Here is a 22,446-nt window from a genome sequence, read left to right on the forward strand (position 1 = left end):
TGAATACAATATTTTTAACAATTTTGATTAAACTATCTGGAAAGAAGATAAGGATAATAAGTATGGCGAGCAGTTTATTACTATTATTAGATGATATTGCTACTGTTCTGGATGATGTCGCTGTCATGAGCAAAATGGCAGCAAAAAAAACGGCAGGCGTCCTTGGTGATGATCTGGCTTTAAATGCGCAGCAAGTGACAGGTGTGCGGGCTGATCGTGAATTACCGGTGGTCTGGAAAGTTGCCAAAGGTTCTTTTGTTAATAAACTGATTTTGGTGCCGCTGGCATTATTAATCAGCTTTATTGCAGGCTGGCTGATTAATCCCTTGTTGGTGCTGGGTGGTTTGTTCTTATGTTATGAAGGCGTGGAAAAAATTATTCATACCTTGCATACACCGAAGGCCAAGGACGCGGAACAGGCGCGTGAGCAATTGATTCATACAGAAATGGATTTGCACCAGTTTGAAAATGAAAAAGTCAAAGGTGCTATTCGCACTGACTTTATCCTGTCTGCTGAAATTATCGTGATTACTTTGGGAACGGTCGCTGCAGCCTCGATGCTGACCAAAGTGACTGTTTTAAGCCTGATCGCGGTGGTGATGACCATTGGTGTTTATGGTTTTGTTGCGCTGATTGTCAAACTGGATGATATCGGTCTGCATCTGACTGAACAGCAGTCCGATTTTAAACAAAAAATAGGACGTGGCTTGTTGGCATTTGCCCCGATCTTAATGAAAATTCTCTCCATTGTTGGGACCGCTGCGATGTTTCTGGTGGGCGGTGGAATTATTAACCATGCAATTCCTTTTATTCATCACTTTACTGAAGACAGTGTTGCTTATGTGCAGGATATTCCCAGCATTGGAAACATTGTCGGTGCCGTGACGCCGACCTTGATTAATTTCGCAGTGGGAATTTTAGCGGGTCTGCTGGTCATGTTGGTGATTAGCCTGATTAAGAAAATCTGGCCTAAATCATCAAAAGCTTAAGGTGTCGAAATATCTGGATATTAAGCAGATTAAGAAAAGGAAAAGACTATGCGTTGGAAAGGTCGTCGTGTCAGTAGCAATGTAGAAGACCGTCGTGGTGGTGGTGCCAAAGCTGGCGGAATCAGTATTGTTGGATTGATTGTGGCCTTTGTGGCCTGGAAGTTTTTCGGTGTCGATCCACAACAGGCTTATCAAACCACCAAGCAGGTCACTCAGGGGGTATCGGGTGCGGCAGAAACACGTGGCCTGGAAAATCCCACGCCAGAACAGCAGGAGTCGATTGATTTTGTTGGAACTGTATTGGCAGATACTGAAGATACCTGGAATCAGGTGTTTCAGCAGCAGTTAAATCAGCAGTATGTCCCACCGAAACTGGTGTTGTTTAACGGCATCGTGAATTCTGGTTGTGGTACTGCTCAGGCGGCGATGGGGCCTTTCTACTGCCCGACAGACCAGAAAGTGTATATCGATACTGCATTCTTTAAAGATATGCATACCCAAATGGGCATTACCGGAGAACAGAATGCCACCGAACTTTCCCGTAATGATCAGGCTGGGGATTTCGCGCTGGCCTATGTCGTGGCCCATGAAGTGGGGCATCATATCCAGACGATTTTAGGTATTTCTTCTCAAGTACAGCAAGCACGTCAGCAAGCAAGCGAAGTGCAAAGTAATCAGCTTTCAGTGCGTCAGGAATTGCAGGCAGACTGTCTGGCCGGCGTCTGGGCTTACCATAATCATGAGCGAACCCAATTTTTGGAACAGGGCGATGTGCAGGAAGCGATGGATGCCGCTCATAAAATTGGCGATGACTATTTGCAGAAACGTGCCCGCGGGCAGGTGGTGCCGGACAGCTTTACTCATGGCAGCAGCGCGCAGCGGGTACAATGGTTTAATACCGGCTTGAAATCCGGTCAGGTTGCGAATTGTGATACCTTTAATCAAAATATTTAAATGACTTCGATAAAAAAAGGAGCAGATGCTCCTTTTTTTATTTATGCAGAAAACGCCGGAAATTTCTTAATATCTTGATACTGACGAATAATGCAGCCAAAGCAAACAGTGCAATTGCAAAGACCGTATATTTGAGGTTGCTCATGTCATTTTGATAAAACTGCTGAATATCTTGTTTGTTATATTCTAAAGCAGTTGCTTTGCCAGTCCGGCTATCTCTGAACTGGATTTTTTCAATATAGAAGAGATTTCCCGCTTTAATTAAGTCAACGCTCTGGATTTGTCGGGTATGCGATTGATTGTCTTCATCGCTACATAAAGCGCTGTAATGCTCACAATTGATTTTGGCCACATAACCATTTCCTGCAATCAGAATAAAAATGGCATTGTCCGGTCGCTGGTTATTGGACACCAATACATACTGCTCCCCGGTTGAACTTTGTAAGGGAATGCTGGTGGCTTGCTGATAATGCTGTTCTGCTTGCAGAATTTCCTGAATTTTAGCAAAGCAGGTAAAACATAAGGACAACGTGATCAGAAAAATCACGCTGGCAAAACAGAGACGAAAAATGGTTTTGACAGTTTGATGCATGGGAGAAAAATTCAAAATAGAATGATGGGAAAGCAAAAGCCGAGTGCTGACCTGTATGTTAAATCATCATTCGAAAATACTGAAAAGAAACTTAACTCAATTCGATAAAAAACGGACTAAACTTGTTTTGCCAGAATACCTTGCTATTCAAATCTCTATTTTAACAACGCCTCTCGGCGTATAGTGCTCCATCTCGCCCGATTTTAGGAAACCGAATGGGAAATTTCTTTTTTCTTCAGCTACTCACAGTCGTATTTGCCTTGTCCATTGCTACGACGATGTTTAATAAGCGCGTTTTGGGTTTTCCGCAAGCGATCGGTGTCCCGATTGTCTCAGCAATCTTTGTTTTTATTTTGCAGTGGGGCGCCAGTTTACTGCATGGCAATCCATTCTTTAGCATCAATATTGACAATATCGAGCAGGCTGTTCGTCACGTCGATTTCTATGATTTTCTGATCAATGGGGTGATCTGTTTTATCCTGACTTCATCTGCGCTGAAGTTTAAGGTCTCAGATTTGCGTAACCACTGGCGGCCGATCAGTATTTTGGCTGGTCTGGCTTTGGTGTTCTGTGCAGTGTTCTTTGGCGTGGTGTTGTATGGTTATCAGTTCCTGATTGGTAAGCATGTTGACTTGCTGGTTTTGCTATTGCTAGGGGCGGCCTTGGGCGCCACAGATCCGATCGGCATTAAAGGGGTATTGAGTTCGGTTCGTGCACCGCATCATTTGATCGTCAAGCTGGAAGGCGAGTCGTTGTTTAATGATGCGATGTGTATTGCCTTGTTTATGACTTTACTCAATGTCCTGCAAGGTGAAAACTTTACGGTACTGGCAGTGCTGCAAACCTTGCTTTATGAAATTGTCGTGGCGGTGCTGATTGGTCTCGGATTCGGTTTTGCGATCTTGCGGATTTTGCGCGGTAAGCATGAAATGGAATCTCTGATTTTGACCACGGCCTTGCTGGCTTGTGGTTCCTATCTGGTGGCTTTGCTGGCACATGCTTCCGCGCCAATTGCCTGTGTGATTGGTGGTTTGATTGTTGGCAATAAATGGAAAGAAATCCTGGCAGATGCTGAAATTGGTGACGTTAATCATTTCTGGCATACGGTTGAGGGAATTATCAATTCATTCCTGTTTACCCTGATTGGTCTAGAATTGTTTATTCTGGACTTGAGTACCAGTCTGGTTCTGGGCGGAATGGTGGCCTTTGTAATTCTGCATTTGGCCCGTTTTGCAGCCAATTACCTGGCTTTTGCGCTGTTTCCAAAAGTCAGCAAGAAAAGCTATAACGGCAGTTTGACAATCCTGTCTTGGGGCGGGGTGCGTGGCGGGATTTCTTTGGCCTTAATTCTGGCGGTCGCCAATATTCCTCAGCTGGAAGCCTATAGCAGTATTCTGGTGGGCTATACCTTTATTGTGGTGCTATTATCCGGTGTGGTATGTGGCTTGGGTCTGCCTGCGGTGATGAATGCATTTTATTATAATCCCAATGAAGAAACGCAGGGCTTTAAAGGCTGGTATCAACGTATGTGCCACAAGTTGAACCGTAAGGGCTTTCGCTATATTGTCGGGGAAGATGCCAAAGGAAATGAGACCATCACTATCTTTCAGCCAGAGATTCTGATTGATCAGAAAGATGCAGATGGCGTCGCCACGGTGCATCATCCAGATAAAGTCCAGGAAGTCAAACGACTGGAAAATCCGGATAATTTCTAAAGATAAACTTAGAGTATCAAGATGCTGCCGGATTATTTCTATCGTGAGATGAGAGAGCTTGAATCAGCGTATTTCATCAGGCTTGATTATTTTCATCTAGCTTTTTGTGGATAGGTTGAGGTGTGATCTTTTATTTAAATGAGCTATTAATAAGATGAAAATGACCCAGACAAGTTCAGCCAATCAGGAAATGACAGAAATGATTTTGGCTGTGGTCAATCAGATTCCATATGCCAAAGTCGCCACCTACGGACAGATTGCCAGACTGGCGGGTTTACCCAAACATGCGCGATTGGTCGGGCGAGTACTCAGTCATTTAAATACGGATACTGATATTCCCTGGTATCGGGTGATCAATGCCCAGGCGAAAATCAGTGTGAAGCAACTGGACGAACATGGTCACAATATCCAGCAGCAAAAACTTATGCAGGAAGGAATTTGTTTTAGAGGTGATCGTGTGGATTTAAAACGCTATCAATGGGATGGTCTGGTCGAGATATAAAAAAAAATCCCCACTTAGTGAAAAGTGGGGATTTTAAAGATAATTTAGTTGCGAATCACCATTACTGGAATATCCGCTTGGCCGAGAATGCTTTGCGCTACGCTGCCAAGGAACAGTTTTTTGAAGCCAGTGCGACCATGTGAACCAATCACGATCAGGTCAGAATTTAAATCTTTAGCTGCTTTGACAATCTCGCTATAAATCACCTGACCCTCAAGCAGCTGTGTATCCACTTCAACACCTGCACCAGAGAATTTTGCTTTGGCTTCATCCAGCGTTTTCAGGATGGAAGTGCGGGCACGTTCAATCAGGTCATTGGTTTGTGCCGCAGAGATATATTCCGCAGCGATATAAGGGTCCAGCGCCAACACTTGAACCACTGTGACTTTACTGTTAAATGCTTTGGCAATTTCTACAGCTTTATCTACTGCAGCATACGATGTTTCTGAACCGTCAACAGGTACTAAAATATGTTCAAAAGGCATTAGAATTCTCCTAAGGGGAATTTAGAGTTATAAAATTATGACGCGTTAAACCGGGTACGAATAGTTGTTTATACTTTGATCATAGCCTGTATTGTATAAAAATAAAACCAAGTAAATACATAGGTATAATGTCTAATAGATTAAAGAATCAAGCACCTTTTTAGAGCTATTGAACCGAGTTATTTATTTAGCCTAAGTTGATAATTTATATGTAATTAATGAGCTTAGTCAAAATGGCGGTCAATCACATCGAATAGATGTCGGGTCTAATTTTATTTGCGGTGACAGCTGTTCATAGCGATTTAAAATTGTTTGAATTTCACCTGCATAAATTTTTTGCTGTAGCTGCCGGATTTTATGTTCTGTTAAATGTAAATGCGCACAGTGTAATGCAATCTGATTTTCCCCGGTTACCGCCAGTCGTTGAGTCTGCTCATATTCCGGATAGCGCTCGATTTTCTGCTGTGCTCTGCTGAGTTGTGCCAAAGACCTTTTCTGCTGCATGCTCATCAGTTGCTGCTGATTAATCCACTGTGCCACATCACGTCTGACGCCATTATAATCTACGAAAATAGGCGAGATGGTCTGGCAGGCACTCAGACTTGAAAGGCCAATGAGTAAAATAAATATTTTGATTTTATACATCTAATGATTCCTCGAAGAATTAAATGGTGCTATGAATGCGTGAATTACATACTAAAAAACCCTTTTTTGTTTAAAATTTAAAAGTTTATTCCGTATTTGCATAAAGACTGAACATTTGTTTTTTAAAATGCTTGACGATAGAAGCTGAAATTACGATAATGCGCACACAGTTTACGGCTATGTAGCTCAGTTGGTTAGAGCACCGCACTCATAATGCGGGGGTCACAAGTTCAAGTCTCGTCATAGCCACCATTTTAAAAGACCAAGCTCTCAGCTTGGTCTCTTTTTTTGTCTTTTAAAAAGCACTGCAAACCACAAAAAAATATTTGAAGCATCCACTAATTTTTAGTTTCCACAAAACATTATTTTTCCTTCTTGATGTTGGGGCTATTCTTCATTTTACTGCCGCATAAAAAAATCGCCCAAGCATTCCTTGGGCGATTCTGATTTACATCATTGAGAGCAGAATTTAGCTACCTGCTTTCCAGCCATTCACAATTGGATAACGACGCTCACGGCCATAAGAGCGTGAGCTGATACGTGGTCCAATGGCACCTTGGCGGCGCTTGTACTCATTGATATCAACCAGACGAATCACTTTTTTCACGACTTCAGCATCAAAGCCTTTGGCAATGATATCGTCTTGACTCATATCTTCTTCAATATAAGAGTACAAGATCGCATCTAGAATGTCATAGGCAGGTAAAGAGTCTTGATCGACCTGATCTGGACGCAGTTCTGCTGAAGGTGGACGGGTAATCACACGTTCCGGAATCACTGGAGTTTCTGAAATGCTGTTACGATATTTCGCCAGTTCAAACACAATGGTTTTATACACATCTTTCAGAACTGCATAACCACCGACCATATCGCCATACAGGGTGCAATAACCGACAGCTAGTTCAGACTTATTACCGGTTGCCAGCACCAGATTACCGAATTTGTTAGATAGGGCCATCAATAAGGTGCCCCGTGAACGTGCTTGCAGGTTTTCCTCGGTAGCATCGACTGGAGCGTTGCCAAAGAACGGGAATAGCACCTGCATAAAGCCGCTTACCACTGGATTGATTTCGGCAATACCGAAAGTCACGCCCATATTTTTGGCTTGAGCCGCTGCATCTTCCACACTGATTTGTGCGGTATAGGTATAAGGCATCATCACAGCTTGAACTTTGTCTGCGCCAAGCGCATCTACAGCAATCGCCAAGGTCAGGGCAGAGTCAATCCCGCCAGACAGGCCCAAAATCACACCTGGGAAACCAGAACGCTGTACATAATCACGTGTGGCCATAACCAGGCTTTGATAAATCTCAGCCATGGTGTCTAAAGCAGGTGCAATTGCGCCTTTGCTGAATTGCAGCTGTTCAGCATTAAATTCTGCAATTGCCAGATTTTCCTGGAAAGTTGGCGCTTGTAAAGCTATCTCGCCAGATTTGTTGAGCACAAAGCTGGTACCATCAAAGATCAGGTCGTCTTGGCCACCGACCTGGTTGCAGTACACCAGATTGATATTCAGCTGTTTGACCAAGGCCGCCATGGTTTCAATGCGATGTTGTGGTTTACCCACTTCATATGGCGATGCATTCAGTACCAAAGCTGTGTCGATATTCAATTTTGCCAGTTGCTGAACAGTGGCTAAAGACCAGACATCTTCACAGATCAATACGCCAAATTTATGTCCAAGATACTCAAATACCAGGTGTTGATGACCTTCGCCAAAATAACGCTTTTCATCAAATACACCATAGTTTGGCAATACTTGTTTGTTATAAACACCCAGTACTTCACCATCTTTCATAACAGCAGCCGAGTTATAACGTTGACCATCTTCAGTTTGATTAACAAAACCAAAGACCATGACAATATCTTTTACTTCAGTTAGTTTTTCAAAAGCTGCTTTGGTGCGTTTCACCAGGCTTGGGCGAATTAATAAGTCTTCTGCAGGATAGCCCAGCGTTGAAAGTTCAGGAAAGATAATCAGATCCGCTTTATCTTTTTTAGCCTGATTGGCCAGATCAATCATTTTTTGCGTATTTGCATCCAGATTGCCCACGTGTGGAGAGAATTGAGCAATCGCAATTTTAAAACTTTTCATTCCAAGTAAATCCTATTCCTATAGGTTGGTACACTAAATTACTGATTTTTATAATTCTAATTATTCAGTTGAGTGCACTTCGATATTCATAAAATGCCAAATGGCTTAAATAAAAAAACTTTTTATCGTATGATCATTGAATCTTAATGTGCGATGCAAAATAATCATACCGGCTTATTTTATCGAAATTTTATCGATAAGCTAGAGCTGATTTAGCAGAACAGGCATTGAGTGAAAAAGTTATTATATAAAATTAGAAAATATGCTGATTTTTTATGCATCTAGGCGTATATAGATTTAAAGGCTAAAGTCGAAATTTCGGCTTTTAAAATATGCCTTATCTATATTTTTTGGAATTAAACTGATTAAATATCATCTGTTTATTTGTGGATTTAAAATAATATTCGGAATTTTTTTTAGAAAAATATCCCGGGCAATATCGCCTTGTTGTTCAATATTGTAGGTTGAAAATGATTTGTTGGGATTAAATTGATATTTGTACGGATTATATTTTCCCAAGCTGAGAAAATAAGCACTTTGTAAAAATGCCCCTTTTAAAAGCACATTGATCTGACATTGGTGTTGATAAATATGCGCCATCTCATGAATAAATAGTGCCTGATAAGATAAACTCTCGCGCGAATAATCTTCCCGATAATTTAAATTGCGTACATGTATGTAGCCACTCGGCGCCATAATGACATGTTTGGATTGCCAAGGTAGGTAAGGGTGATTCATGATTTTAACGCGGGAATAATCGATCAGGTTGCCAAATACCTGTTGGGAAATTTTGATTTCACCAGGCGTTAAACTGCGGCACTTAAACTGTTCAAAACGAACCAGTCTCAAAATAAAGGGCAGAAAATACAACAGCATTCAATATATATCCTGTTTTTAGGTGACTTAATCCGTGAATATGATTTTGATATGCTAATTTTAAAACGTTTCAGGTCAATTTTTTGTAGGCTTTTGTCAGCACTAAAAAAACCACCCAGGCGGGTGGTTTTTTTAAGTCTTTCGACGCGGTTCGAATTAACGAACGATATCGCGTTGAACTTCGCCAGTGTAAAGCTGACGAGGACGACCGATCTTGTAAGGACCGCTGTGCATTTCTAACCAGTGGCTGATCCAGCCAACAGTACGTGCAAGCGCGAAGATCACAGTAAACATTTCAGTCGGGATACCAATCGCTTTAAGGATGATACCTGAGTAGAAGTCTACGTTCGGGTAAAGGTTACGCTTGATGAAGTATTCGTCAGAAAGCGCGATACGTTCAAGTTCCATAGCCAATGCAAGCTGTGGATCATTGATGCCAAGTGCACCAAGAACTTCGTCGCAAGTTTCTTTCATTACTTTCGCACGTGGATCGAAGTTTTTGTAAACTCGGTGACCGAAGCCCATCAGTTTAACTTCTTTAGTTTTCACTTTTTCCATGAAGCCAGCAACGTTTTCTACAGTGCCGATTTCGTCAAGCATCTTAAGAACAGCTTCGTTCGCGCCGCCATGAGCAGGACCCCAAAGTGCAGAGATACCAGCAGCGATACATGCATATGGATTCGCACCAGTAGAACCAGCTAAACGTACGGTAGACGTAGACGCATTTTGTTCGTGGTCAGCATGAAGCGTGAAGATACGGTCCATTGCTTTTGCAAGGATCGGATCAACTTTGTAATCACGATCTGCAGGCGTAGCAAACATCATGTGCAGGAAGTTTTCTGCATAACCAAGGTCATTACGTGGGTAAACGAATGGTTGACCAATGGTGTACTTGTAGCTCCAAGCCGCCAGCGTAGGAATCTTCGCGATTAAACGAATTGCAGTGATTTCACGGTGGTTCACATCTTCGATGTCAAGGTTGTTGTGATAGAACGCAGACAACGCACCAACCACACCTACCATGATCGCCATAGGATGCGCATCACGACGGAAACCATTGTAGAAACGGCTAACTTGATCGTGAACCATTGTATGGTTACGTACTTTAGCGTCAAATTCTTCTTTTTGCTCAGTAGTTGGAAGTTCGCCATTTAACAATAAATAGCAAGTTTCCAAGTAATCAGCTTTAGTCGCCAATTGATCGATTGGGTAGCCACGGTGTAAAAGTACACCTTTGTTACCATCGATGAACGTGATTTTAGACTCGCACGCAGCTGTCGCCATAAAACCAGGATCAAAAGTAAAGTGACCTGCAGCCAACACATCTTTAACGTCGATTACATCTGGGCCCAATGTGCCGCTGTAAATTGGTAGTTCAATTTCTTTGCCATCAAGCTGTAAAACGGCTTTCTTGCCAGTTGCTTCAGACATTCAATAGATCTCCTGTCCTGGTGAATGTATATCCGCTTTGTCTATCAATCTTTTAATGCACAAAACGGACGGATCAAAAATTTGCTATAAGATTAGTGAGTACTGAAATTTTGTCAATTATACTTATGGATGAAAAATGACGGCCGCACAGCAGTTTTAGTCACATTCGCTCAGTATAAAAAGTTCAGTAAAATCACAGCATCAAACCTCTATAATAAGTCAAATTGATGCAGAGGTGCAGAAAAAAATAGACTGCTTGGGGCATTTGTAAGCGTTTTTTCCTAGCAAGAAATGCGGGCGAAAATAGTGAAAGATTAAGGTGAGCATGCTTAAAACTATATAAATCTCATAACTTACATCGTTTTTGCCAAGCTGAATTTAACAGGTAGAATTATAAATAAAAGCAATTAATTGAATTTTAAATCCGGTTTAATTGATTAAAAAATAGCTTAATAAATGGCCAACTTTGCAGCAAAGGTAAGCAGTATAAAAATAAATGAATGATTTTTTGAATCTAAATGCTTCAAATTGATTGAAAAACCCATCATCTGATGCACTAAGTCGCTATTTAACATCAGGTTATCTGAATCACTGTGCTGCTGCTGAATTGGGGCAAGTGGTCTGTTAAATATAGGCGCTTGATTTAAATCTGAATTAAAAAGAGATTTAAATAATATTTGTGATGGAACTGTGCGTCTTTAGTCTAAAACTCAAACATGGTTCTGCAGGCTTAAAACCGAGTGAATTGATCATCTTAATTATTTAAAAACAATCATATAGATAGGAATTGAAAGGGCGGAATAATATATTAAGCCCGACTTATTGTTGTTAATGATTCTTATTTAATAGTTTTTTATCCAAAAAGCCAAATTCAGCCGTTTGTATTTTAATAGTTCACGTTTTATAATTCAGTGTCGTTTTGATTTTAGGCATGTATTTGCCTAAGAATGCCAGCTTTCCTTCGAATTAATTCCAACAAACTCCGGATGGAGTTTTTACTTACAGGATGCCCGCTGTGAAAAGCAACAGACCTGTCAATTTGTCCATGGGTCAAGTTTTAGAAGTAAACTTAAAATCACCCGTGGCTATTGCATCAATTCTACACCGTCTTTCAGGTGTTATCGTATTCTTACTCGTACCGGTCCTTCTATGGATTTTAGACAAGTCATTGTCTTCGCCTGAAGGTTTTGCGCAAGTTCAAGAAATCTTTAACGGTTTCATTGTTCGTTTCATTGTATGGGTATTTGTCGCCGGCTTGATTTTTCACTTTATTGCGGGTGTTAAGCATTTACTTGCTGACATTGGCGTTGCTGAAGAACTAGAAAGTGGCCGTGTTGCATCTACTATCGCATTAATCTTGTCTGCAATCGGTATTGTTGCAGCATTTGTATGGATCGTACTCTAATGAAAAGCGCTACTGGTTTAACAGGTTCAGGTTCTCGCGATTGGTTTCTCCAACGTGTCAGTGCTGTAGTTCTAGCTGTTTATACCGTTGTTGTACTGGGTTGGATTCTACTGAATGGTGGTTTCAACTTTGAACAGTGGTACGGCTTTATGATGACAGTTCCAATGAAGATCATGTCTTTGTTGGCGGTCTTATCTCTTGTTGCACACGCATGGATCGGCATGTGGCAGGTATTCACGGATTATGTGACTACTCGTCAAATGGGTCCTTCAGCTTCAGGTTTACGCCTTGTACTGACTTCAGCAGTGATCATTGCTGTACTTGCATATGCAATCTGGGCGATCCAGATTTTTTGGGCGAATTGATAGGAAACAATCATGGGCGCTATAAACCCTAAAGAAGATTACACAAATATTCCGCACGAAACTTTCGATGCTGTCATCGTTGGTGGTGGTGGTTCAGGTATGCGTGCGTCTTACCAACTTGCTCAAGCTGGTTTGAAAGTTGCGGTTCTGACTAAAGTATTCCCAACTCGTTCGCACACTGTTGCAGCGCAGGGTGGTATTGGTGCATCTCTTGGTAACATGCAAGAAGATAACTGGCACTACCACTTCTACGACACTGTAAAAGGTTCGGACTGGTTAGGTGACCAAGATGCAATCGAGTTCATGACTCGTGAAGCGCCTCAAGTGGTTTATGAACTTGAACACCTGGGTATGCCATTCGACCGTAATGCTGATGGTACAATTTACCAACGTCCATTCGGTGGTCACTCAGCAAACTACGGTGAAAAAGCTGTGCCACGTGCATGTGCTGCTGCCGACCGTACCGGTCACGCACTTCTTCACACACTTTATCAAAGCAATGTGAAAATGGGCACTCAGTTCTTCGTAGAATGGATTGCGCTTGACCTGATCCGTAACGAAAAAGGCGACGTTCTTGGTGTTACAGCAATTGATCAGGAAACTGGTAAAATTGCAGTATTCCAAGCAAAAGCGACTTTGTTCGCTACTGGTGGTGCTGGTCGTGTGTACCGTGCATCTACAAATGCTTATATCAACACTGGTGACGGTCTTGGTATGGCTGCTCGTGCAGGTATTCCATTACAAGATATGGAATTCTGGCAATTCCACCCAACGGGTGTTGCGGGCGCAGGCGTATTGTTGACTGAAGGTTGTCGTGGTGAAGGTGCAATCCTTCGTAACAAAGACGGCGAACCGTTCATGGAACGTTATGCACCAACTTTGAAAGACTTGGCGCCACGTGACTTCGTATCACGTTCTATGGACCAAGAGATCAAAGAAGGTCGTGGTTGTGGTCCTAAAGGCGATTACATCCTGCTTGATATGACGCACTTGGGTGCTGACACGATCATGAAACGTCTTCCATCTGTATTCGAGATTGGTAAGAAATTCGCGAACGTTGACATCACTAAAGAGCCAATTCCTGTAGTACCAACAATTCATTACCAAATGGGTGGTATTCCAACGAATATTCATGGTCAGGTGGTTGTTCCTGAGTCTCGTGAAACTGAAGCGCTTGTTGCTAACTACAACAAAGACACTGACGTTTACTCTACAAATGCCGAAGGTCGTGATTTTGCTAAGCCAGTAAAAGGCTTCTATGCAATCGGTGAGTGTTCATGTGTATCTGTACACGGTGCGAACCGTCTAGGTACGAACTCATTGCTTGACTTGGTTGTATTTGGTAAGGCTGCTGGTCAACATATCATTGAATATGTGACTAAACAGCACGATGGCGAATATGAGCCACTTCCAACAACTGTGCTTCAAGAAACTGTTGAACGTATTCGTAAACTTGACGAATCGACTACAGGTGAGAATGCTCAAGACGTTGCTGATGCAATCCGTGACATCGTTCAAGACCACGCTGGTGTATTCCGTACATCTGCGCTTCTAGACGAAGGTGTGAAGCAGATTCTTGCAATTGAACCGCGCGTACGCAATATTCACTTGAAAGACAAATCTAAAGTATTCAACACTGCACGTATTGAAGCACTTGAAGTTGAAAACTTGTATGAAGTTGCGAAAGCAACGCTTATTTCAGCTGCTGCTCGTAAAGAATGCCGTGGTGCACATACGGTTGTAGACTTTGAAGAGTCTCCAGACCATGCTGAATACCCATATGGTCGTCGTGATGATGAGTGGATGAAGCACACTTTATGGTTCTCTGCGGATAACCGTCTAGAGTACAAGCCAGTTCGTTACCGTCCATTGTCGGTTGACGCGATTCCACCTAAACCACGTACATTCTAATCAGGAGAATTCAGATGAGTAGAGGTACTCGTACATTTCATATCTACCGCTACGATCCTGACAAGGATAAAGCACCGTACATGCAAACTTTCAAACTTGAACTGACTGACAAGCACCGTATGTTGCTTGATGCACTTCTTGCATTGAAAGTACAGGACGAAACTTTAACGTTCCGTCGTTCATGTCGTGAAGGTATTTGTGGTTCTGATGGCGTAAACATCAATGGTAAAAACGGTTTGGCGTGTCTTTGGAACCTGAACGACTTACCAAATGAAATTACTGTTCGTCCATTGCCTGGTCTTCCTGTAGTGAAAGACCTAGTGGTTGACATGAACCAGTTCTATGATCAGTACAACAAGATCCATCCATTCTTGATCAACAACCAGCCTGCGCCTCCTAAGGAACGTTTACAGTCTCCTGAAGAGCGTGAGCATCTTGATGGTCTGTATGAGTGTATTCTTTGTGCATGCTGTTCAACTTCATGCCCGTCATTCTGGTGGAACCCGGACAAGTTCTTGGGCCCTTCAGCATTGTTGAACGCTTACCGCTTCATCATTGACTCGCGTGATACTGGAACGCAAGAGCGTTTGGCTCGTCTAGACGACCCGTTCTCATTGTTCCGTTGTAAAGGCATCATGAACTGTGTATCTGTATGTCCTAAAGGCTTGAATCCAACTAAAGCAATCGGTCACATCCGTAATATGCTTTTAGATATGGCAGGCTAATAGGCTGCTCTTTGCAGTTTAGAAAAAAGCACACCTTCAGGTGTGCTTTTTTTATGCAAACTATTGGAAAAATTAGAAAATCATAAGATAAAAATAAAGATATTATACTTAAAATGTATAAAGTTGAGTGAAACAGTCAGGAAAAGGGTAAGGGCTTTGAGCGCCATATAAGAAGAACATGTGATTATTTTGGGTATTTATGATTTTTAGATGTAAAACTGACCTGAAAAATAGCAAGAACGATGTTATTATATAACGGAAATTTAAGGAGGGAGTGGATTGAAAGGTTTGCTCTCTTTTTATTTATCGGAAATGCTTAGGACTTAAGTCTACATTGAATCTATTTTTGAGATAAAGCACCATATATTAGAGTAAAATATCTGAACTGTATTTAGCCAATTTATGGGAGGTATGTGTCAAAAAAATCAATTGAAAAGTTGAGATCATGTTAGCATTTAGCCCATGACTATGTTTAAAAAATGCCACGCCAGGTACATTTTTTAAACACTGCATAATCAGGGACTGGTATATAAAGGTAGACCCGAGTCGCTTTAGAAAAAATCTTTGTTAATGCTTGGTTTTTTCTAAGTCGATTTGCAAAAAATTGCCCGGTTTCGATCGGGTATTCAATGAGTGATGATGCCGCTGAGGGGCGTTATTGTTCATTAAACATATCAAGATTTTCTTGGTGTGGTGATAACGCCTCATGGCTTATGCCTTATGGGGGACTAGTATCATATTACCAATTTGATGCTAATAATCCTGGGTTTTGCTTAAAAAGCATCCTGAAAATGTTTTTGCAATAGGAAATGGGTCCACAAATGCAAGAAGTTGCTGACGCTCTGCGTCTTGACACTGAACTTTCCGCTGATAGTGCAGCGTATATTGAAGAACTTTATGAGCAGTATCTGACTGCTCCAGACTCAGTGGGTGCTGACTGGAGAGCGTACTTCGATAAATTCCCAAAAGGTGATCAACCACACAGTAATGTACGTGAGCAATTCCTACTTTTAGGTCGCAATTCAAGCCGTATTCAGCCTATTGTTCAGTCGACAGTCAGCTCAGAGCATGAACGTCGTCAAATTGGCGTGCTACAGCTGATTGCTGCGTACCGTAACCGTGGCCACCAGAAAGCAAAACTGGATCCATTAGGTTTGGCGAAGCGTGAAGTTGTGCCTGATCTAGATCTTGCTGCGCATGGTTTGACTCAGTCTGACTTAGACACAGTATTCAATACTGGTAACCTGGCGATCGGTAAAGAAGAAGCGACTTTGGCTGAAATGGTTCAGTCAATGGAAGCCACTTACTGTGGTTCAATCGGTGCTGAATACATGCACATCGTGGACACCAAAGAAAAACGTTGGATTCAACAACGTCTAGAAAGTGCACGCGGTCAATATGGCTTCAATGCTGATCAAAAGAAACATGTCCTTGAGCGTTTAACTGCGGCTGAAGGCCTAGAAAAATATCTTGGTAATAAATTCGTTGGTGCCAAACGTTTCGGCGTTGAAGGTGGTGAAGCATTCATCCCGATGGTCAACGAAATTATTCAGCGTGCAGGTTCTGTAGGCTGTAAAGAAGTTGTGATCGGTATGCCTCACCGCGGCCGTCTGAACCTTCTGGTTAACATCATGGGTAAGAACCCGGCTGACCTGTTTGGTGAGTTCGAAGGTAAGTCTATTCACAAGAAAGGTTCTGGTGACGTTAAGTATCACCAAGGCTTCTCTTCAAACGTGATGACTCCAGGTGGCGAAGTTCACTTGGCATTGGCGTTTAACCCGTCACACCTTGAAATCGTTGGCCCTGTGGTTGAAGGTTCAGTACGTGCACGTCAAGTACGTCGTAAAGACATTGGCGGCGATGACGTATTGCCACTAATCGTACACGGTGATGCTGCATTTGCAGGTCAGGGCGTTAACCAGGAAACTTTCCAGATGTCACAAACTCGCGGTTATACCGTGGGTGGTACAGTGCACATTGTAATTAACAACCAGGTTGGTTTCACGACGTCTGATCCACGTGACGCACGTTCTACAGAATACTGTACTGACATCGCAAAAATGATTCAGGCACCGATCTTCCATGTGAATGGTGATGATCCTGAAGCTGTGGTGTTCATTTCACAATTGGCACATGACTTCCGTCATACCTTCCGTAAAGACGTTGTGATTGACATGTTCTGCTACCGTCGTCGTGGTCATAACGAAGCGGATGAGCCAGCTGCAACTCAACCAATGATGTATCAAGTGATTAACAAGAAAGCGACTACGCGTACGCTTTATGCGGATCAATTGGTACAACAGGGTGTTCTTGATCGCGCAAGTGCAGATCAAATGGTTGAAAACTACCGTGCAGACCTGGAAGCGGGTAATCATGTTGCCAATGCACTGGTACTTGAACCAAACAAAAAAATGTTTGTGGACTGGACACCTTATTTAGGTCATGAGTACACAGACGAGTGGGATACAACTTTCCCAATCGAACGTCTGAAAGAGCTTGGCAAGAAAATGCGTGAGCTTCCTGAAGGCTTCGTAATGCAGCGTCAAGTTGCAAAAGTGATTGATGACCGTCTGAAAATGCAAACGGGCGAAATGCCACTGAACTGGGGTGCTGCTGAAACTCTGGCGTATGCAACTGTACTAGATGATGGTTACTTGCTTCGTTTAACGGGTGAAGACGTAGGTCGTGGTACTTTCTCACACCGTCATGCAAAACTGCATAACCAGGTAGATGGTTCAACTTATCTTCCACTGTGTAACCTGAAAGAAAACCAGCCGCGTACCGCAATCTATGACTCATTACTGTCAGAGATGGCTGTATTGGCATTTGAATATGGTTATGCGACGACTCTTCCTAAGAGTTTGATCATCTGGGAAGCACAATTCGGTGACTTCGCAAACTGTGCACAGGTTGTCATTGACCAGTTCATCTCATCTGGTGAAACCAAATGGGAGCGTGTATGTGGCTTAACTATGCTTCTTCCACACGGTTTTGAAGGTCAAGGTCCAGAACATTCATCTGCACGTTTGGAACGTTTCTTGCAGCTATGTGCTGAAGACAACATGCAAGTAATCACACCGACAACGCCTGCGCAGATTTTCCACGCATTACGTCGTCAAGCGATTCGTCCAATCCGTAAGCCATTGATTGTTACTTCGCCGAAGTCTTTACTTCGTCACAAGCTTGCTGTATCTAGCCTTGAAGAGCTTGCAAACGGTACATTCCAGACCGTGATTGATGAAGTAGACAACATCAACAAGTCAGATGTAACCCGTCTGGTTCTGTGTGGTGGTAAGGTGTATTACGACCTAGTTGAAAAACGTCGTGAAAAAGAATTGAACAACACTGCAATTGTACGTATTGAACAATTATATCCATACCCAGAAAAACGCCTGGCAGAAGTGCTTGCGCAATATCCAAACGTTAAAGAACTCGTTTGGGCGCAAGAAGAACCGAAGAACCAAGGTGCTTGGTTGTTCATCGCACCGCGTCTATATGACGATGTGATGAAAGCGGGTAAACAAGTACGTATTAGCTATGCAGGCCGTGAAGCTTCTGCTGCACCGGCATGTGGTTCACCATATTTGCATGCAAAACAACAAGCTCAGCTCATCAACGACGCGCTTGCGATCGACGCTGAATAATCCAGGAGATTCTAAGTAATGGCAACCGAAATTAAAGCACCGGTATTCCCAGAGTCAGTTGCGGACGGTACGATCGCAACTTGGCACAAACAACCAGGTGAAGCAGTGTCACGTGATGAAGTGATCTGCGATATTGAGACTGATAAAGTTGTTTTAGAAGTTGTTGCTCCTGCAGACGGTACACTTGCATCTATCATTAAAGGTGAAGGTGATACTGTTCTTTCAGCTGAAGTCATTGCACAGTTTGAAGAAGGTGCTGTTTCTGGCGCTACGCAAACTCAAGCAGTTCAGTCTGAAGAAAAAGTTGAACAAGCTGCTGCGCAAACTGAAGCGGGTAATGCACCGATCGTTGAACGTCAACAAGTACAGGACCAGGCTCCAGCAGTGCGTAAAGCATTGACTGAATCTGGTGTTGCAGCTGCTGATGTTGCAGGTACAGGCCGTGGCGGTCGCATCACGAAAGAAGATGTGGCAAATCATCAGGCGAAACCGGCAGCACCTGCAGCGCAACCATTAAGCGTTGCAGTGGGCGAGCGTATCGAAAAACGTGTTCCTATGACTCGTCTTCGTAAGCGTGTTGCTGAACGTTTACTTGCAGCAACTCAAGAAACTGCAATGTTGACTACGTTCAACGAAGTGAACATGAAACCAATCATGGAAATGCGTGCTCAATACAAAGATGCATTCGAGAAGCGTCATGGTGCGCGTCTTGGCTTCATGTCATTCTTCGTTAAAGCAGCAACTGAAGCGCTTAAACGCTATCCAGCGGTAAATGCTTCAATTGATGGTGATGACATCGTGTATCACGGTTACTATGACATCGGTGTTGCAGTTTCATCTGAACGTGGTCTAGTGGTTCCTGTACTTCGTGATACAGACCGCATGAACTATGCTGAAGTTGAAAATGGCATCCGTGCATATGCTGGCAAGGCACGTGACGGTAAGCTGGGCATCGAAGACATGACTGGCGGTACATTCACTATTACTAATGGTGGTACTTTTGGTTCATTGCTTTCTACACCAATTCTAAATACGCCACAAACTGCGATTCTGGGTATGCATAAAATCCAGGAACGTCCGATGGCGGTGAATGGTCAAGTAGAAATCTTGCCAATGATGTACCTTGCACTGTCTTATGACCACCGTTTAATCGATGGTAAAGAAGCAGTCGGTTTCCTTGTAACAATCAAAGAATTGTTAGAAGAGCCAGCGCGTCTGATCCTTGATCTGTAATTTATTCATTAAAAATCTCCCCTAACCCCTCTTTAAAAAGAGGGGAAGATCCCCCTTTGGAAAAGGGGGATTAATAAGGGGGATTAGTTGGAGATAAACATGTCTCAATTCGATTTAGTCGTAATTGGTGGTGGCCCGGGCGGCTACGAAGCAGCAATTCGTGCAGCTCAACTTGGTTTTAAAGTTGCGTGTATCGAAAAACGTATTCATAAAGGTAAACCATCTTTAGGTGGTACTTGCTTAAACGTCGGTTGTATCCCGTCTAAAGCTTTACTTGATTCTTCACATCGTTATGAAGATACAGTTCAACATCTAGATGACCATGGTATTACGACTGGTGAAGTTAAATTCGATCTTTCTAAAATGCTGGCTCGTAAAGACAAAGTTGTAGATCAATTGACTGGCGGTATCGATCAGTTACTTAAAGGTAATGGCATCGAGTGGTTAAAAGGTACGGGTAAACTGCTTGCAGGTAAAAAAGTAGAATTTGTTTCTCACGAAGGTGAAACTCAAGTTTTAGAGCCTAAATATGTGATTCTTGCGACGGGTTCTGTACCAGTAAATATTCCAGTGGCTCCTGTAGATCAAGACTTAATTGTTGATTCTACTGGCGCGCTTGAATTCCCAGAAGTACCTAAGCGTTTAGGTGTAATTGGTGCGGGCGTGATCGGTCTTGAGCTTGGTTCTGTATGGCGTCGTCTTGGTGCTGAAGTTGTTGTATTTGAAGCAATGGATGCATTCTTACCAATGGCTGATAAAGCATTGGCAAAAGACTTCCAAAAACTGTTGACTAAGCAAGGTATGGATATCCGTATCGGTGCAAAAGTTGCAGGTACTGAAATCAATGGTCGTGAAGTAACGGTTAAATATAACCAAGCTGGTGAAGACAAAACTGAAACTTTCGATAAATTGATCGTTTGTGTCGGTCGTCGCGCATATGCTGAAGGTTTATTGGCTGATGATTCAGGCATTAAATTGACTGAACGCGGTTTGGTTGAAGTCAACGATTGGTGTGCAACTTCAGTTGAAGGCGTATACGCAATTGGTGACTTGGTACGTGGTCCAATGCTTGCGCATAAAGCAATGGAAGAAGGCGTAATGGCGGTTGAGCGTATTCACGGTCATGCTGCACAAGTGAACTATGACACCATTATTTCTGTAATTTACACACATCCGGAAGCGGCGTGGGTAGGTTTAACAGAACAGCAAGCGACTGAAAAAGGTCACGAAGTTAAAACGGGTCAATTCGGTTTTGCTGTGAACGGTCGTGCTTTAGCTGCGGGTGAAGGTGCCGGTTTCGTGAAGTTTGTTGCTGATGCAAAAACGGATCGTTTACTCGGTATGCACGTGATTGGACCTGCTGCGTCTGATATCGTTCACCAAGGTATGATCGCGCTTGAGTTTGTATCTTCAGTTGAAGATCTTCAGTTGATGACTTTCGGTCACCCGACATTCTCTGAAGTGGTACATGAAGCTGCACTTGCAGTTGATGGGCGTGCGATTCACGCGATCCAACGTAAGCGTAAGTAATTCGAAAAAAGAGCGACTTAGGTCGCTCTTTTTACATTTCATGGTTGTTTTTATTGGAACAATCATCTAAAAATAAAGATAACGATTTTAAGAAATGCTGGTACTGCTTTGACGGACGTCTGGGTGCTAGTGGGTTATAACAAGGCAAAGAAGTAATAAAAGGTTATTCAATGAATTTACATGAGTATCAAGCAAAAGCGCTATTAAAAAAATATGGTATGCCTGTACAGGAAGGAATACTTGCCACCAATGCCGATGAAACGGTGCATGCTTTCGAGCAGCTTGGCGGAAAGTTCGCAGTATTGAAAGCACAGGTGCATGCGGGTGGCCGGGGTAAGGCTGGTGGGGTAAAAGTGGTAAAATCGGCTGCCGAGGCTGCTGAATATGCCAACCAGATTATTGGTTCACGCTTGGTGACTTACCAGACTGATGCCAATGGTCAGCCGGTCAATAGCATTTTGGTCTCTGAGGATGTTTATCCGGTTGAGCGCGAGCTGTACTTGGGCGCTGTAGTGGATCGCTCGACTCGCCGCATCACTTTTATGGCATCGACTGAGGGTGGTGTTGAAATTGAGAAAGTGGCCGAAGAAACTCCTGAAAAAATCATTAAAGTTGAAGTTGATCCTTTAGTTGGTCTAGTGCCATTTCAGGCGCGTGAAGTTGCTTTTGCACTTAAACTCAAAGATGGACAAATCAATCAGTTTGTTAAAGTCATGACGGCTGCTTATCAGGCATTTGTAGATAATGATTTTGCACTTTTCGAAATCAATCCGTTGTCTGTGCGTGAAAATGGCGACATTCTGTGTGTTGATGCCAAAATCGGAATTGATTCAAATGCGCTGTACCGTTTGCCTGAAGTCGCTGCACTGCGTGATAAGTCTCAGGAAAATGAACGTGAGTTAAAAGCGTCTGAGTTTGATCTGAACTATGTGGCTTTAGAGGGTAACATTGGTTGTATGGTCAATGGTGCCGGTCTTGCCATGGCAACCATGGATATTATCAAGCTTTATGGCGGTCAACCAGCCAACTTCCTGGATGTTGGTGGTGGTGCAACCAAAGAGCGCGTGATTGAAGCCTTTAAAATTATCTTGGCAGATAATTCTGTTCAAGGTGTATTAATCAATATTTTTGGTGGAATTGTACGTTGTGACATGATTGCTGAAGCAATTATTGCAGCGGTTCAGGAAGTAAATGTGACCGTTCCCGTAGTTGTTCGCCTCGAAGGCAATAATGCGGAACTGGGCGCAAAATTACTGGATGAATCAGGTTTAAAATTGATTTCTGCACATGGTCTTGCTGATGCTGCAGAAAAAATCGTTGCTGCTGTAAAAGCTTAAGGAGTATCTAAC

General features: G+C 42.8%; 18 protein-coding genes and 1 tRNA gene. 13 read left to right on the plus strand and 6 right to left on the minus strand.

What is annotated here, in order from left to right; all coding sequences use genetic code 11:
- The first annotated feature begins 62 nt into the window (after positions 1-62).
- Both G4D73_RS13825 and G4D73_RS13830 read left to right on the plus strand, forming a co-directional pair.
- A complete protein-coding gene (locus G4D73_RS13825) occupies positions 63-989 on the plus strand; it encodes a DUF808 domain-containing protein (RefSeq protein WP_004646278.1) in 927 nt (308 codons plus the stop codon).
- A 48-nt stretch (positions 990-1,037) separates the two neighbouring features.
- Entirely contained in the window at positions 1,038-1,943 is a 906-nt protein-coding gene (locus G4D73_RS13830; protein ID WP_213687008.1) for a neutral zinc metallopeptidase, read from the plus strand.
- A gap of 37 nt (positions 1,944-1,980) precedes the next feature.
- Here G4D73_RS13830 and G4D73_RS13835 read toward each other — a convergent pair whose 3' ends face one another.
- Positions 1,981-2,535, minus strand: a complete 555-nt coding sequence (locus G4D73_RS13835) for a hypothetical protein (protein ID WP_004730281.1) — start codon at positions 2,533-2,535, stop codon at positions 1,981-1,983.
- A gap of 215 nt (positions 2,536-2,750) precedes the next feature.
- Here G4D73_RS13835 and G4D73_RS13840 point away from each other — a divergent pair, with 215 nt between their 5' ends.
- Both G4D73_RS13840 and G4D73_RS13845 read left to right on the plus strand, forming a co-directional pair.
- The gene (locus G4D73_RS13840; protein WP_044111609.1) at positions 2,751-4,250 is read left to right on the plus strand and encodes a cation:proton antiporter; all 1,500 of its coding nucleotides are present in this window, start codon (positions 2,751-2,753) and stop codon (positions 4,248-4,250) included.
- Positions 4,251-4,410: 160 nt separating this feature from the next.
- Positions 4,411-4,752 (plus strand): MGMT family protein, encoded by a 342-nt coding sequence (locus G4D73_RS13845; RefSeq protein WP_213687763.1) that lies wholly within the window; start codon positions 4,411-4,413, stop codon positions 4,750-4,752.
- A 44-nt stretch (positions 4,753-4,796) separates the two neighbouring features.
- Here the strand turns inward: G4D73_RS13845 and G4D73_RS13850 are convergent, their stop codons facing one another.
- Together G4D73_RS13850 and G4D73_RS13855 are read right to left on the minus strand one after the other, a co-directional pair.
- Positions 4,797-5,237, minus strand: a complete 441-nt coding sequence (locus G4D73_RS13850) for a universal stress protein (protein WP_004279425.1) — start codon at positions 5,235-5,237, stop codon at positions 4,797-4,799.
- A gap of 240 nt (positions 5,238-5,477) precedes the next feature.
- Positions 5,478-5,882 (minus strand): hypothetical protein, encoded by a 405-nt coding sequence (locus G4D73_RS13855; protein ID WP_213687009.1) that lies wholly within the window; start codon positions 5,880-5,882, stop codon positions 5,478-5,480.
- 175 nt (positions 5,883-6,057) lie between these two features.
- On the opposite strand from G4D73_RS13855, the gene G4D73_RS13860 reads away from it, so the two are divergent.
- Positions 6,058-6,134: transfer RNA gene (locus G4D73_RS13860), tRNA-Met, on the plus strand.
- A 217-nt stretch (positions 6,135-6,351) separates the two neighbouring features.
- On the opposite strand, the gene G4D73_RS13865 is transcribed toward G4D73_RS13860, so the two are convergent.
- The 3 genes from G4D73_RS13865 to gltA all read right to left on the minus strand — a co-directional run bounded on the left by G4D73_RS13865 (position 6,352) and on the right by gltA (position 10,284).
- The gene (locus tag G4D73_RS13865) at positions 6,352-7,977 is read right to left on the minus strand and encodes an NAD+ synthase (protein ID WP_213687010.1); all 1,626 of its coding nucleotides are present in this window, start codon (positions 7,975-7,977) and stop codon (positions 6,352-6,354) included.
- 372 nt (positions 7,978-8,349) lie between these two features.
- On the minus strand, positions 8,350-8,853 hold the full coding sequence (locus G4D73_RS13870; RefSeq protein ID WP_213687011.1) for a hypothetical protein: 504 nt from the start codon (positions 8,851-8,853) through the stop codon (positions 8,350-8,352).
- Between the two features lie 156 nt (positions 8,854-9,009).
- Entirely contained in the window at positions 9,010-10,284 is a 1,275-nt protein-coding gene (gene gltA, locus G4D73_RS13875) for a citrate synthase (RefSeq protein ID WP_129717195.1), read from the minus strand.
- Between the two features lie 1,006 nt (positions 10,285-11,290).
- Here gltA and sdhC point away from each other — a divergent pair.
- The 8 genes from sdhC (at position 11,291) to sucC (ending at position 22,434) form a co-directional block, all read left to right on the plus strand.
- The gene (sdhC, locus tag G4D73_RS13880; RefSeq protein ID WP_085064488.1) at positions 11,291-11,689 is read left to right on the plus strand and encodes a succinate dehydrogenase, cytochrome b556 subunit; all 399 of its coding nucleotides are present in this window, start codon (positions 11,291-11,293) and stop codon (positions 11,687-11,689) included.
- The gene (gene sdhD, locus G4D73_RS13885; RefSeq protein WP_004279431.1) at positions 11,689-12,054 is read left to right on the plus strand and encodes a succinate dehydrogenase, hydrophobic membrane anchor protein; all 366 of its coding nucleotides are present in this window, start codon (positions 11,689-11,691) and stop codon (positions 12,052-12,054) included. The genes sdhC and sdhD overlap by 1 nt, the downstream gene beginning before the upstream one ends.
- Before the next feature lie 12 nt (positions 12,055-12,066).
- Positions 12,067-13,965 carry an FAD-binding protein gene (locus G4D73_RS13890; protein WP_004646289.1) on the plus strand — a complete coding sequence of 633 codons (1,899 nt, stop codon included), beginning with the start codon at positions 12,067-12,069 and terminating at the stop codon, positions 13,963-13,965.
- 14 nt (positions 13,966-13,979) lie between these two features.
- Positions 13,980-14,690, plus strand: a complete 711-nt coding sequence (locus G4D73_RS13895) for a succinate dehydrogenase iron-sulfur subunit (RefSeq protein ID WP_004279433.1) — start codon at positions 13,980-13,982, stop codon at positions 14,688-14,690.
- Positions 14,691-15,511: 821 nt separating this feature from the next.
- Positions 15,512-18,334, plus strand: a complete 2,823-nt coding sequence (locus G4D73_RS13900; protein WP_004279434.1) for a 2-oxoglutarate dehydrogenase E1 component — start codon at positions 15,512-15,514, stop codon at positions 18,332-18,334.
- Positions 18,335-18,352: 18 nt separating this feature from the next.
- A complete protein-coding gene (gene odhB / locus G4D73_RS13905; RefSeq protein WP_004279435.1) occupies positions 18,353-19,567 on the plus strand; it encodes a 2-oxoglutarate dehydrogenase complex dihydrolipoyllysine-residue succinyltransferase in 1,215 nt (404 codons plus the stop codon).
- A 99-nt stretch (positions 19,568-19,666) separates the two neighbouring features.
- A complete protein-coding gene (lpdA, locus tag G4D73_RS13910) occupies positions 19,667-21,097 on the plus strand; it encodes a dihydrolipoyl dehydrogenase (protein WP_004279436.1) in 1,431 nt (476 codons plus the stop codon).
- Between the two features lie 170 nt (positions 21,098-21,267).
- The gene (gene sucC, locus G4D73_RS13915; protein ID WP_153567074.1) at positions 21,268-22,434 is read left to right on the plus strand and encodes an ADP-forming succinate--CoA ligase subunit beta; all 1,167 of its coding nucleotides are present in this window, start codon (positions 21,268-21,270) and stop codon (positions 22,432-22,434) included.
- Positions 22,435-22,446: the final 12 nt, after the last annotated feature.

Source organism: Acinetobacter sp. WY4, from assembly GCF_018438165.1.
Taxonomy (GTDB): domain Bacteria; phylum Pseudomonadota; class Gammaproteobacteria; order Pseudomonadales; family Moraxellaceae; genus Acinetobacter.